This is a genomic window from Aquabacterium parvum, from assembly GCF_001447195.1.
Taxonomy (GTDB): Bacteria; Pseudomonadota; Gammaproteobacteria; order Burkholderiales; family Burkholderiaceae_C; genus Aquabacterium; species Aquabacterium parvum.
Window position 1 is genome coordinate 19,480 of the sequence record NZ_LFRI01000086.1, and the last position, 14,159, is coordinate 33,638.

Sequence of the window (14,159 nt, forward strand, 5' to 3'; positions counted from 1 at the left end):
GGTTGCGCTGAGTCGGTGGGGCCGAACGGCGGCTCGGGTGCATTGCACATCGGGTCGGCATGACAGAGGTGGACAGAACGTGACCGGATCGGACAACTTCGCGCGCGAAGCAATTGGGGGTGAATCGGGGGCGACAGGGTGGCATTGGGGGCGACAGGCCACGCCCCGTCATTGAGGCGACCGAATCGGTTCGTTACATTTAACCGCGCAAAGCTCCCCCGTAGGAGGGTCGCACTTTTGGCCGATTCGGTTACGCTTTCTGCACAAAGCAACAACACATCAGGGATGGCATGCAGTACACCGCTGCAGCACACCCGCTGCCCAGCTCTTCAGAGCAGGCGGCGGCGCAGGCGTGCGACGAATCAAATCCTTCCGCAGCCTTGCAGGCGTTGAGCCTGCTTGCTCGGCTGCACCACATCGCAGCCGACCCAGGCCTGCTCGCCCACGAGTTGGGTTTGACCGCCTCCAGCTCGGTTTCAGACACCGAGCTGCTGCTGGCCGCCAAGCACGTTGGCCTCAAGGCCAAGCTCAGCCAGACAACAGGATCACGTTTGTCGTTATCCGCCTTGCCTGCGTTGGCTCGCATCCGCGCTGACGATGGCGCTGAGCGTTGGGTGCTGCTGGCGCAATGCGACGGTCAGCGCGTGCTCTACCAAGACCCGTCGGCCGAAGGCGGTGGCCGCCCCACCATCGAGCCCATGGAGGCCTTTGTTGCCCGCTGGGCCCCGGCTGGCAATCCATCTGGCTCCGGCACCTTGCTGCTGGCCACCAGCCGCGCCAGCCTCGTCGGGGCTCTCGCCAAGTTCGACTTCAGCTGGTTCATCCCCAGCATCGTCAAGCACCGAAAGCTTTTGGGTGAGGTGCTGCTGGTCTCCTTCTTCCTGCAGCTCTTCGCCCTGGTCAGCCCGCTGTTCTTCCAGGTCGTCATGGACAAGGTGCTGGTGCACCGGGGCCTGACCACGCTGGACGTGCTCGTCATCGGCCTGGTGGTGGTGGTCGTTTTCGAGTCGCTGCTCACAGGCCTGCGCGCCTACGTCTTCAGCCACACAACCAGCCGCATGGACGTGGAACTGGGCTCGCGCTTGTTCCGCCACCTGTTGCAACTGCCCCTGGCCTACTTCCAGGCCCGCCGCGTGGGCGATTCGGTCGCCCGCGTGCGCGAATTGGAGAACATCCGCAGCTTCCTGACTGGCCAGGCCCTCACGCTGGTGCTCGACGTGCTGTTCTCGGTGCTCTTCATCGCCGTGATGCTGCTCTACAGCTGGCAGCTCACCCTCATCGTGCTGCTGAGCCTGCCCCTGTACACCTTGCTCACGCTGGTGGTCGTGCCCATCCTGCGCGGGCGCTTGAACGAGAAGTTCGCGCGGGGTGCCGAGAACCAGTCCCTGCTGGTCGAGACCATCACCGGCATCCAGACGGTCAAGGCCAACGCGCTGGAGCCCCAGATGGCGCGCCGCTGGGACAACCAGCTCGCCGCCTACGTCTCGGCCAGCTTCAAGACCCAGACCCTGGCGACCTGGGCCCACGAGGGCATCAACCTCATTGGCAAGCTCATCAACGCCGCCACGCTGTGGTTCGGCGCCAAGCTGGTGATGGACCAGGAGCTCACCGTCGGCCAGTTCGTGGCCTTCAACATGTTCGCCGGGCGCGTGTCCCAGCCCATCATGCGCATGGCCCAGATGTGGACCGACTTCCAGCAAACGGGCATCTCCATGGAGCGCCTGGGCGACATCCTCAACACGCGCACCGAGGTGCCGCCCAGCACGGCGGCCCAGCTGCCCCAGCTCAAAGGCCGAATCACGCTGGACAACGTCACCTTCCGCTACCGGCCCGAGGCCGCCCCCGTGCTCCATGACGTGAGCCTGGACATGCGCGCCGGCGAGGTCATCGGCATCGTCGGGCGCTCGGGCTCGGGCAAGAGCACGCTGACCAAGCTGGTGCAGCGCCTGTACGTGCCCGAGCAGGGCCGCGTGCTGGTCGACGGCATCGACATCAGCCTGGTGGACGCGGCGCAGCTTCGCCGCCAGGTGGGCGTGGTGCTGCAAGACAATTTTCTCTTCAACCGCAGCGTGCGCGAGAACATCGCCGTGGCCGACCCGGCCGCACCGCTCGAAGCCATCATGCACGCCGCCCGCCTGGCCGGCGCGCACGACTTCATCAGCGAGCTGGCCGAGGGCTACGACACGGTGGTGGGCGAGCAAGGCGCGTCGCTGTCGGGCGGGCAGCGCCAGCGCATCGCGATTGCGCGGGCGCTGTTCACCAACCCACGTGTGCTGATTTTTGATGAGGCCACCTCGGCGCTGGACTATGAGAGCGAGGCCATCATCCAGCGCAACATGGCGGCCATCAGCAAGGGGCGCACGGTGATCATCATCGCGCACCGGTTGAGTGCCGTGCGCCACGCCAACCGCATCGTGGCCATGGAGAAGGGCCGCATCGTGGAGTCCGGTCCTCATGAGGTGCTGATTCAGAGGCCCAAGGGGCTGTACGCCTACCTGTGGCGCATGCAACAGCAAGGCGGCAGCGACGACGCACCGGAGGGCCAAGCATGAGCAACGCAGCATCGACCCGCCACCCCTTCTTCGACCTGCTGCAGCGCTACCGCGCCGTGGTGCAAACTGCCTGGGCCCACCGCCATGAACTGGCCGGCCCCGCGCGCATGGCCGACGAAGCCGCCTTCCTGCCCGCTGCACTGAGCCTTCAGGCCACACCGCCCCATCCAGCACCCCGCCGCGCGCTGTGGACCATCATGGCCCTCTTCACCATCGCCTTGCTGTGGGCCTGCATCGGCCAGGTCGACATCGTGGCCGTGGCGCCAGGGCGCATCGTGGTGAGCGACGGTACCAAGCTCATCCAGCCGCTCGAAGCCAGCGTGGTCAAGGCCATCCACGTCAAGGATGGCGACAAGGTGCAGGCTGGTCAGGTGCTCATCGAGCTAGACCCCACCAGCGCCCAGGCGGACAACAGCCGGGTCAACCAGGAGCGCTCAGGCGCCCTCTCAGAAGCCTGGCGCACGCAAGCCCTGCTGACAGCCTTGCGCGAGCGTGGCACCAAAGCCCCTGTGCTGCCCGAAGAAGCCCGCCAGGCCAGCAACGGCCTGAGCCCAGATGAGCGCGAGCTCATGCGCAGCCAGCTCGACGCCGAGTGGCGCGACACGCAGGCCCAGCTCGCGCGCCTGCAAGCCGACATCGACACCCGCCAGGCCGAGCTGCAAACCGTCAAAGAGCAGATCGAGAAGCTGCAGGCCACGCTGCCCATCGTGCGCAAGCGCGAAGACGACTTCCAGACCCTGCAGGCACAAGGCTTCGTGAGCCAGCACGCCGGCCAGGACCGCACCCAGGCGCGCATCGAGATGGAGCGCGACCTGGCCACCCAGCGCGCCCGCCTGGTCGAGGTCAAGGCCGCCATCGCGCAGGCCGAGCACACCCTGGCGGCCTGGCGCACCGAGGCGCTCAAGACATTGAGCGAGCGCCATGCCAAGGCCGACCTGCAGGCCCGCTCGCTGCAAGCAGAAGGCGCCAAGACCAGCCAGCGCGAGCAGCTGACCACGCTGCGCGCGCCCGTGAGCGGCACCGTGCAGCAGCGCGCCGTGCACACCACCGGCGGCGTGGTCACACCCGCGCAGGTGCTCATGGTGGTGGTGCCCGACGCCGCGCAGGTCACCGCCGAGGTCACGCTGGAGAACAAGGACGTGGGGTTTGTGCACCTGGGGCAGGAAGCGGCCATCAAGTTGGAGACGTTCCCCTTCACGCGCTACGGCACGGTCGAGGCCAAGGTGACGACCATCACGGCCGATGCGGTGATGAAAGAGCCAAGCGTGCGGGCAGACAAGGATGGCAAGGCAGTCGCCTCGGGTGGGGCGGTGTTCCCGGCCACGCTGACGCTAGCGGCACATGCGATCGATGTGGATGGGAAAGCGATTCGGCTGGCGCCGGGGATGAACCTCACGGCGGAAATCAAGACGGGCAAGCGCAGGGTCATCGAATACCTGCTCAGCCCCGTGCAGTCGCATGTCAGTGAAAGCCTCAAGGAACGGTAATTTTCCAAATATTCATGAGCCATTTACACACCCAATCATCATGACAAAAAACAAGCCATTTACAGTTCTGACGCTATTAACGATCGGCGGAATATATGTCTTTTCGACGATTTTCATCGAGCACAAAGACAAGGCCGCAATTGAGTCCTATAAAAACACAACAGAAATCGATTTCGCACTCATGAATTGCTCCCCGCTGGGAGCTGCCACAAGCAAAACAACCAACATATATAAAGCCCCACTCAACGGCAGCAGTTTTCAACTCATCTCGATACACCGCGACATTTATTTTAAATACACCGCCATTTTTCGGGCAGGGCCGCTGCCAGGTTCATATTTTTCATGCAACTAAAATTCAGGAGAAAACATGTCCACAATTATCACCCCAAAAGGCAGAATCGTCATATCACACCCCAACGGGAATGTGACTGTTATCGCAAAAGACGGAACGATAATTCACGCAACACCGAAAAAAAATGGGATTGAAATAGGCAAATGGGACGGCAGTCGCATAACAAAAGGAGACATATATGAAGGACAAGAATCTATCATCATCAAAATAGAGCAGGGCTCCAAATCCGGCCAGATAAAAATCAATCCAGACGGAAGCTACGAGGCCGAGTACAAAACAAAATCAGGAAGAACTCAATATCAACGAGGAAACCTCCCCCCAGTAAAGTTGAATTTCCCACCGTTGCCTCTGCCGGATGACGTACGAAAAAAACTAGAAGATGCAGTAACGTTTGCGCCCCGCGACCCCCTCGCCCTTGACCTCGACAACGACGGCATAGAAACCGTCGCCATCAGTGCCACCGCCCCCATCCTCTTCGACCACAACGGTGACGGTGCCCCGTCCGCCACCGGCTGGCTCAAAGGAGACGATGGCTGGCTGGTCAACGACCTCGACGGCGATGGCAAGATCACATCAGGCAAGGAGCTGTTGGGTGTCGACACGGACATCACCGTGGGTGGCGTGTCTCGCAAAGCCACCACCGGCTTCGAAGCCCTACGCGCGCTCGACACCCACCAGGAAGGCGACGGCAAGAACCTCTTCGACAGCCGCGACGCCGCCTTCAGCCAACTGCGCGTATGGCAGGACAAGAACCAGAATGGCGTGACCGATGCAGGCGAACTCAGTACGCTGAGCGCTCTGGGCATCGTCAGCATCCAGTTGCAAGAAACTGCAATAAATCAAGACCTGGGTGGCGGCAACAGCATCACCGGCAAAGCCAAGGTGACCCGCCGAGTCGACTCCAGCACCAGCGAGTCCGAAATCGACAGCGTGCTCGTGAGCAGCGACTCCGCCGCCAACCTCAACTTGGCAGAGAACCCTTTCTACACAGACCTGCCAGACTTGCCCGTCAATGACACCGCACAGGTACTGCCCGACATGCAAGGCAGCGGCCTCGTCTATGGCCTGCGCCAAGCCATGAGCCTGGGCAACACCGCGTCCAACGCACTGACCTCGACCGTGCAGGCCTTCGCTGCGGCCGCCACCCGTGATGCACAGATCGCGTTGATCGACAAGCTAATAACAGAGTGGGGGGCAACATCGAAGCTCACAACCAGCGGCAACCCTGCGACAGGCACTTGGCTCGCGAAGTCCACCACCCCGAACCCCGCTCTCAGCGCAACAACACAGCAGCGCATCAAAACATTCGCAGAGCAAAATCCCGAGATGTACCGCAAGGTCATCGTGCTCGAGCAATTCAATGGGCAGATGGGACTGGCAGCGCTTATGAGCAGGTGGAACATCACCCTTCCCACCGCCGTCACCAACTCGCTGAACGCCGCTTACACAGCGTTGCGAGAAGCCGTCTATGGTGCCCTTGTCATCGAGACTAGGCTGAAGCCGTACTTGGATGCCATCGAGCTGGTCGTGGATGACCAAGGTTTGCGATTTGACTTGACCAAACTGTCAGCCTTGATCGCCAGCACGCAATCCTCGGACATCTCGAAAGCCATCACCGATGTGCTCGAACTGAGTCAGCTCACCGGCAGCACCATGTTCACGATCGGATTCGATGGCGCGAGCACCATGCGCAGCTTGCTTGCGTCCGCACCAAGCAACTTGCCCCTATTGAGTCAGTTGCCCACCTTGGGGCTGTTTCAAGCTGGCGCCACGACAGGCACCAGCAAGAACGACATGTACCTGGGCGACCAAGGCAACAATTCATTCAAAGGAGGCGACGGCTCTGATTTGTTGAGCGGAGGATCTGGCAATGACACCCTCTATGGTGAGGTCGGCGACGACACCCTGGAAGGAGGCCTCGGCAACGACAACCTCAGAGGCGGTTCGGGCGCCGACGTGTACCTTTTCGGCAAAGGTGATGGACAGGACACGATATTCAGTTCTGACACAAACGGGACAGGCCCCAGTGCCGATGCCATCGTCTTCAAGACGGGCATCTCTCCAGCAGATATCTTGCTGACACGCAGCAATTCCAGCCTGCTCATTCGAATCAATGGCTCCACCGACAGCCTCACCGTCAGCAGCTACTTCAACGCCGACGCCTCCACCGGCTACGCCATCGAAGCCCTCCGCTTCGCCGATGGCACCGAATGGGACATCCCCACCGTCAAGGCCCGGGTCTTGCAAAGCACCGCCGGCAATGACACCCTCACCGGGTACGCCAGCCATGACAGCATCTCGGGCGGAGCAGGTAACGACACACTCTATGGTGATGACGGCAACGACACACTCGACGGAGGCGGTGGCAACGACTACCTGGCCGGTGAACGTGGCGACGACGTGTACCTGTTCGGCAGAGGATCTGGCCAAGACACCATCAGCAACGGAAGTGATGAGGCGGCAGGATCCAGTCCTGACGCCATTTTCCTGGGTGCTGGCATCGTCCCCGCCGATTTGACTCTCTCCCACTCTGGTGACGACTTGATCATTCGCATCAACGGCACCAGCGACAGCTTGCTCGTGACTCGCTATTTCGACAGCGACGGCACGACCAGCAGCATGGTTGACAGCATCAAGTTCACCGACGGCACCGTGTGGAACTATGCCAACGTCAAGGCTAAGGCGATGGTGCCCACAACAGGCGATGACCGCTTGCACGGCTACGCCGCTAACGACACCATCAACAGTGGAGCAGGCAACGATACTGTCTATGGCTACGCTGGCAATGACGTGCTTGAGGGCGGAACTGGAACCGACTATTTACACGGAGGCGACGGCAACGACAGCCTCCAAGGCAATGAACATCTCGACAGCCTGTATGGCGAAGCCGGGGCCGACACACTCAAGGGCGGCACTGGAACGGACATCCTATATGGCGGCGACGGCGACGACAGCCTCCAAGGCAACGAGGACAACGACTACCTGCGCGGAGACAATGGCAACGACACCCTAGAAGGCGGCAGTGGCAACGATGACCTCCGGGGGGGGCTGGGTGCAGACGTTTACCTCTTCGGCAAGGGGGCGGGCCAAGACACCCTCCACAACGAAGACACCGATGCCGTGGGCACCAACCCCGACACCATTTTGCTGGGTACAGGCATCAGCACCGCAGACATCAGCCTCTCAAAGTCAAATAACGACCTGATCATTGGCATCAACGGCACCAGTGACCGCTTGGTCGTGAAGGAGTACTTCTACAACGACGGCGTATCCAAGCACGTGGTTGAGAACCTCAAATTTGCGAGCGGCACCACATGGGATGTCAAAACTGTCCTGAACAAGTTCACCATCAGCACCGATGGTCCCGATGCCTTGTATGGGACGCCCGATGCAGATGTCGTCGATGGCAAAGCTGGCAACGACACCATTTATGCCGGCCTTGGCAGTGACACATACAAATTTGGCAAGGGAGATGGTCGAGATGTGGTCGCGTCCAGTGACGACCCCGCCGTTGGCAAGATCGACACCTTGTTGTTCAAACCCGGCGTGGCACCCAGCGAGGTCTCGTTCGGCACGGCACCAGACCCTTCTTGGTGGAGACAGCAAGGCGGTGGCAATGCGCTGGTCATCAAAATCGCTGGCACAACAGACCAAGTCCTCATTCAAGATTTTCTTAACAACGGCGATCCAGCCAACACGCGCAACCCTTTGCAGCAAATCAAGTTTGACGATGGCACGACCTGGGGCATTTCAACCATCTTGAGCAAGCTCTACGCCGGCACGAACGCAGCGGACATCATTGACGGCACAAGTAAAGGCGAGTTGATAACAGGTGGTGCCGGCAATGATTCACTTTATGGCAACGACGGTAGGGATACGTTGGATGGTGGCGCAGGCAACGACTACATCCATGAGGGCAGTGACGATGGCAACGACACCTTCCTGTTTGGTAAAGGCGATGGGCAAGACACCATTGACGGCAGTCAGGACAGCGAACCCGACGAGGTCAATACCCTGCTGTTCAAGCCAGGCGTGGCCCCCAGCGAAGTCACGCTCGGAACCTCTTACTCAAGCCTCATCATCAAACTTGCAAATTCCACGGATCAAATCGTCGCCAGAAACTTTCTCTACGATGGCTACACCAACACCAGCTACGCATTCCAGCAAGTCAAGTTCGCCGATGGCACCACATGGAACACAGCTGCCATCCTGAGCAAGCTTTACGCTGGAACCGAATCAGCCGACAGGCTGGATGGCACCAACCGTGCCGAAACCATCAACGGCCAGGGTGGGGATGACTCTCTGTTCGGAGGCTACGGAGGCGACACCCTGGATGGCGGCGTTGGCAATGACTACATCAATGGGGGCAGGGGAGGTAACACTTACCTCTTCGGCAGAGGTGACGGGCAGGACACGATTGACGAGACAACTGACGCCCGAGATTCATTGGGAGGTGACGACACCCTGTTGTTCAGATCTGGGATTGCACCTGGCGAGGTCTCGCTCGCTTCATCTGGAACATCCTTGATCATCAAGATCACTGGGACAAATGACCAAATCACCGTGAAGGGTTTTTTCGCTCAGAACACCCCCGACAACGTCAGCAATCCGCTCCAGCAAATCAAGTTTGCCGACGGCAGCATTTGGGACATCTCGGCCATCCTGAGTCGTCTGCCATCTGGCACAGCTTCTGATGACGCGCTCTATGGATCGGCCAGCGGGGACGCCATGAACGGCCTTGCGGGCAAAGACTCTCTGTACGGCAATGGTGGCAGCGACACCTTGGATGGGGGTGTTGACAACGATCTGATTTACGGCGGTCTTGGCAATGACGTGATGCAGGGAGGAACTGGGAACGATACCCTTTACGGTGAGGCTGGTGCCGATACGCTTGATGGCGGAGTTGGCAATGACTACATCAGCGGTGGCCTCGGCAGCGATACCTACCTCTTCGGCAAAGGCGATGGACAAGACACCATCGCCGCAGTCAACGACTCCACAGCGGGCAAATTCGACACCCTGTCATTCAAGTCTGGCGTCGTGCCCGCAGACATCACATTCGAAAGATCAGGAACGTATGGCTCTTCGCTAGCCATCAAAGTAGCCGGATCGGCAGATCAACTCACCGTTGAGAACTTTTTATCCGCCGACGATCCTGCCAATAGCTACAACCCACTCCAGCAGATCAAGTTCGCGGATGGCACGATCTGGGACGTGGCAGCGATCCTGAAAAAAATGTACACCGGCACTGACTCTGCGGAGTCACTCAAAGGAACCATCAACGCCGATGTGATAAACGGCTTTGGCGGGAGCGACCGTCTATACGGCCAGGGCGGCGAAGACACGCTCGATGGCGGTGGCGGCACCGACTCCATCTATGGAGGTGCGGGCAACGATGTGATGCGTGGAGGCGCGGACAACGACAGGATGGAAGGCGATGCCGGCAATGACACCTATGTTTTCTCTTTGGGCGACGGAGCCGACACCATCTTCGACTTCGATTCATCTCCAGGCAACGTAGATGTCATCTCCTTCACCAATGTGAGATCCACCGACATCACCTCCGTTACACGCAGCACGTACGATGTGACACTAAGTTATGGAGCGACAGACTCCATCACCATCTCAACCTTCTTCTACTACACCGGTGGCCCTGCCAAAATTGAACACATCACGTTCGCAGATGGCATTACTTGGTCGTTACCCGCGATCGAAGCGATCACGGCCGCCGGGCTGACAAAACTGTCTGCCGGAGGTGCTGCATGGACAGGCCAAAACACCGCTGAATTTGTGTTCGGTTCAACTGCATCCGATTCAGTAAGTGGGCTTGGTGGAGATGACTGGTTGTATGGTGCTGCTGGCAATGACGTTCTGCAGGGCGGAGAGGGCATGGACTCGCTGATCGGCGGCATCGGCCAAGACGTTCTCTACGGCGGAGCAGGCACCGACACCTACGTCTACAACAAAGGCGACGGCTACGACGTCATCTACGGCCAACGGGCCGAAGATACCCTGATCATGAAGGGCTTCAAATCCACCGATGTCACCTTCAACCGCACGTTCTCCGACATCAACATCGCTCAAACCTCGTCAGGCACCAGCTACAACATCCTGACCCTGGTTCGCCAAGCTTTCGACTCAACCCACGAGTTCACTGGCGTCAGCCAAATCGTCTTCGATGACAAAACCATCACCGCTGACGAGGTTCGCAAACTGGCACTGCAAGGCTCGTCCGGCAACGACACCAACCTGCGAGGCTACGTTACTGACGACACCATCTACGGCAAAGACGGAAACGACTCCCTTTTTGGCGAAAGTGGCAGCGACAAGCTGTACGGTGGTGCTGGCCTCGACTTGCTCGACGGCGGCACGGGCAACGACTACCTAGGTGGCGGGATCGGCAATGACACCTACCGATTCTCCCGGGGTGGTGGGCAGGACAGCATCGTCGACATCGACGCAACCGTTGGCAACGTCGACGTCCTGCAATTCCAAGCGGGCATCACGCATGATCAACTCTGGTTCAGCCAATCCGGCAACAACCTGAAGATCAGCGTGATCGGTACAAGCGACCAAGTCACGATTGCCGGAGGTGCGGGTGGCAGCAACTTCCGCATCGAGCAACTCACCGCCGGCGGCAAGACCCTGTCCGACACCCAGGTCTCCAACCTCGTCCAGGCCATGGCATCCATGACGCCACCCGCCATGGGCCAGACCACCCTCACCGACGCCCAGCGCGCCCAGCTGGCACCAGTGCTCGCGGCCAACTGGAGCTGACCCCCCAGAGCCTGACACCAGGCCAACAAGGCCCGGCCCTCACAAGGCCGGGCCTTTCTGACTCATGCGCATCCTCTTCATCCACCAGAACTTCCCCGGCCAGTTCCGCCGCATCGCCCACCTCTGGTCCCAACAACCCGGCTGGGAAGTCATCGGCATGGGCCGCCAAACCGCCCCGGGGATGGAAAGCATCCGCTGGATCCCGTACACCCTGCACCGCCAGGGCCTCAAAGACCAGCACCCCTACCTGCGCCAGATGGAAACCGCCGTGCTGCACGGCCAGGCCGTCGCGCGCAAACTGATGCAACTCAAACAGCAGGGCTGGACACCCGATGTGATCTTCGCCCACCCCGGCTGGGGCGAGACGCTCTACGCCAAAGACATCTTCCCGGGCACCCGCCTCATTCACTTCTGCGAGTGGTTCTACGGCACGCCCCAAAGCGACACCAACTTCGACCCCGAATTCCCCACCTCGTTCGACGGCCTGGCCAAGCTGCGCACCTGGAACGCGCTGCACACCCTCAACCTCGAGCATTGCGACGTGGGCGTGAGCCCCACCGAGTGGCAACGCAGCCGCCACCCCGGCGCCTACCTGAACAAGATCCAGCTCGCGCACGAAGGCATCGACACCGACCTGCTGGCACCCGTTGAGCATGCGCAGTTCACCTTGCCCTCAGGCCAAACCATCCGCAAGGGCGAGCCGGTCATCACCTACGTCGCGCGCAACCTTGAGCCCTATCGCGGCTTTCACAACTTCATGCGCGCGCTTGAAAAGGTGCAAAAGGCCCACCCAACGTGTCAGGCCCTCATCGTGGGCGGCGACGATGTGAGTTATGGCGGGCAACCCAAAGACGCCAAGAACTGGCGCGAGAAGATGCTCGCCGAAGTGCAGCTTGACCCGCAGCGCACCCACTTCCTGGGCAAGCTGCGCTACGACGCCTATTGCAAGGTGCTGCAGGTGTCTGCGGCCCACGTCTACCTCACCTACCCCTTCGTGCTGTCGTGGTCGATGCTGGAGGCCATGGCCTCGGGCTGCCTGCTCATCGGCTCGCGCACCGGGCCTGTGCAGGAGGTCATCGAAGACGGCGTCAACGGCTTACTGGTGGACTTCTTCGACACCGGCGCGATGGCCGACCGCATTGTCGAAAGCCTGGAGCGCCAGGCCGCCCTGCAACCCTTGCGCGATGCCGCAAGGCAGACGGTGATCAACCGCTATAGCCTCAAAGACGGTGAACAGCGCTTTCGCAGCTTGCTGAGCGATCACGGCTGATGCCACCGCGCTCGCCGTAACATCCAGCCCGCAACCCACCCCAATGGGTGGGGCAGGCCCGCATGTCGAGGCCACCGCGACCGCCTATGATCCAAACAGGAGACCCACCCCCGATGTCATCGCACACCCACGCACACCCGACCCAAGCCACGCCGCGTCGCCTCCTCTGCGTCGCCATCACCGCCCTGCTGCTCGCTGGCTGCGAAAGCGCCCCCAAGGCCCCCGAACTGCCTTCCGTGCCCGCGATGGTGGAGGTCGACCGGGTCGATGCCGACAGCGACGTCACCGACCGCGTGGGCCAGGCGGCCATCACCCCGCTGAGCGACCTCAACGTGGTGCAAGAAAAGATCCCCGAGGTGCTGCGCAACGCCAAGAAAGTGGGCCCCTACGCCGCCCCCGAGAAGTTGGAATGCGCGGTCGTTCAGGATGAAATCAACCGCCTGACCGCCGTGCTCGGCCCGGACATCGACGATCCCAACACCAAGGGCAAACTCAGCCTGCTGGACCGGGGCACCGACGCCGCCGAAGACTACGGCGTGGGCTTCGTGCGCCGCACGGTCGAGGGCATGGTCCCCTTCCGCAGCTGGGTGCGCAAGCTCACCGGCGCAGAAAAGCACAGCAAGGAAGTCGCCGCATCGATCATCGCCGGTGGCGTTCGACGGGCCTACCTCAAGGGCATTCGCCTGGGCATGGCTTGCCCGGTGGCCGTTCAAGCGGCGGCGGCCAAGAAGGCCGCTGAATTGCCCGCATCGGCGCCTTCCGCGGCTTCTGCGGCCGCTGCGGCCTCTGCTGCTGCGCAGTAGCCGCCAAACGCTTCCAGTTGCACCCAAGCGCGTCAAATCGCACCAAATTGCACCAATACGGCAATCTGCCGTACACTCCCTTCGAGGAGATTCGCCATGCCATCCAGCCCCCTGACGGCCCGACTCGAAGCACGCATCAGCACCGACCTGCACGGCCTGCTCAAGCGCGCCGCAGAACTTCAGGGCCGCACCATGACCGATTTTGTGGTGTCGGCGGTTCAAGACGCCGCACAGCGCGCCATCGAACAAGCCGAGGTCATCCGCCTGTCGATGGCCGATCAACAGTGCTTTGCCGATGCGCTGCTGTCGCCCCCCAAGCCTCAACCCGCGTTGAAACGGGCCCTCACCCGCCGCAGCAAGCTCTTGCTCACTGAAGAAGAATGAACCGCGCGCCATTTCGATTGGCGCTGCTGGATGCCTCGCACGACCGATCGAGCTTCGACAGCGGCGCGCGCGCCCTGGATCGCTACTTCAAAGAGCAAGTCACCCAAGACGTGCGCCGCCGCGTGGCGAGCTGCTTCGTGGCACTGACCGAAGATCAGCGCATCGCCGGCTTCTACACCCTGGCGTCTGCCAGCGTGCCTTTGACCGAGCTGACGCCTGAGGCCATCAAGAAGCTGCCCCGTTACCGAGCTGTGCCCACGGTGCGCATGGGTCGGCTGGCAGTTGACCAAGCGTTCAAAGGGCAGGGCTTGGGCGGTGCCTTGCTGGGCGATGCCCTCACGCGGGCGGCGCGCTCGGAGATCGCGGCCTACGCCTTGGTGGTCGATGCCAAAGACGAACCTGCGGCGGCGTTTTACCGCCATCACGGCTTCATCGCGCTGCCTGAAACACCCTTGACGCTGTTTCTGCCGCTGGCCACCGTGCCCAAACAGTCACAGGGTCCTGCTTGAGCAAAGCCCCTTTCGGGTGAGCACT

8 protein-coding genes are annotated in these 14,159 nt (G+C 61.1%); all 8 read left to right on the plus strand.

Annotated elements, in window-relative coordinates:
* Nucleotides 1-290: 290 nt before the first annotated feature.
* The 8 genes from ABG80_RS02990 to ABG80_RS03020 all read left to right on the plus strand — a co-directional run bounded on the left by ABG80_RS02990 (nucleotide 291) and on the right by ABG80_RS03020 (nucleotide 14,134).
* Complete coding sequence (locus ABG80_RS02990) at nucleotides 291-2,552, plus strand: type I secretion system permease/ATPase (RefSeq protein ID WP_083505764.1); 2,262 nt, start codon at nucleotides 291-293, stop codon at nucleotides 2,550-2,552.
* Nucleotides 2,549-4,039 carry an HlyD family type I secretion periplasmic adaptor subunit gene (locus ABG80_RS02995; protein ID WP_058086298.1) on the plus strand — a complete coding sequence of 497 codons (1,491 nt, stop codon included), beginning with the start codon at nucleotides 2,549-2,551 and terminating at the stop codon, nucleotides 4,037-4,039. The genes ABG80_RS02990 and ABG80_RS02995 overlap by 4 nt, the downstream gene beginning before the upstream one ends.
* 40 nt (nucleotides 4,040-4,079) lie before the next feature.
* Nucleotides 4,080-4,391 (plus strand): hypothetical protein, encoded by a 312-nt coding sequence (locus ABG80_RS21830; protein WP_152987427.1) that lies wholly within the window; start codon nucleotides 4,080-4,082, stop codon nucleotides 4,389-4,391.
* 15 nt (nucleotides 4,392-4,406) lie between these two features.
* Complete coding sequence (locus ABG80_RS21835; protein ID WP_152987428.1) at nucleotides 4,407-11,168, plus strand: calcium-binding protein; 6,762 nt, start codon at nucleotides 4,407-4,409, stop codon at nucleotides 11,166-11,168.
* A 64-nt stretch (nucleotides 11,169-11,232) separates the two neighbouring features.
* A complete protein-coding gene (locus tag ABG80_RS03005) occupies nucleotides 11,233-12,438 on the plus strand; it encodes a glycosyltransferase family 4 protein (RefSeq protein ID WP_058086300.1) in 1,206 nt (401 codons plus the stop codon).
* Nucleotides 12,439-12,551: 113 nt separating this feature from the next.
* Nucleotides 12,552-13,241, plus strand: coding sequence for a hypothetical protein (locus ABG80_RS03010; RefSeq protein WP_200964245.1), 690 nt, complete (start codon nucleotides 12,552-12,554; stop codon nucleotides 13,239-13,241).
* Between the two features lie 96 nt (nucleotides 13,242-13,337).
* The gene (locus tag ABG80_RS03015) at nucleotides 13,338-13,625 is read left to right on the plus strand and encodes a type II toxin-antitoxin system TacA family antitoxin (RefSeq protein WP_058086301.1); all 288 of its coding nucleotides are present in this window, start codon (nucleotides 13,338-13,340) and stop codon (nucleotides 13,623-13,625) included.
* Nucleotides 13,622-14,134, plus strand: coding sequence for a GNAT family N-acetyltransferase (locus ABG80_RS03020; protein ID WP_058086302.1), 513 nt, complete (start codon nucleotides 13,622-13,624; stop codon nucleotides 14,132-14,134). Before ABG80_RS03015 ends, ABG80_RS03020 begins: the two co-directional genes overlap by 4 nt.
* The last annotated feature ends 25 nt before the right edge of the window (nucleotides 14,135-14,159 follow it).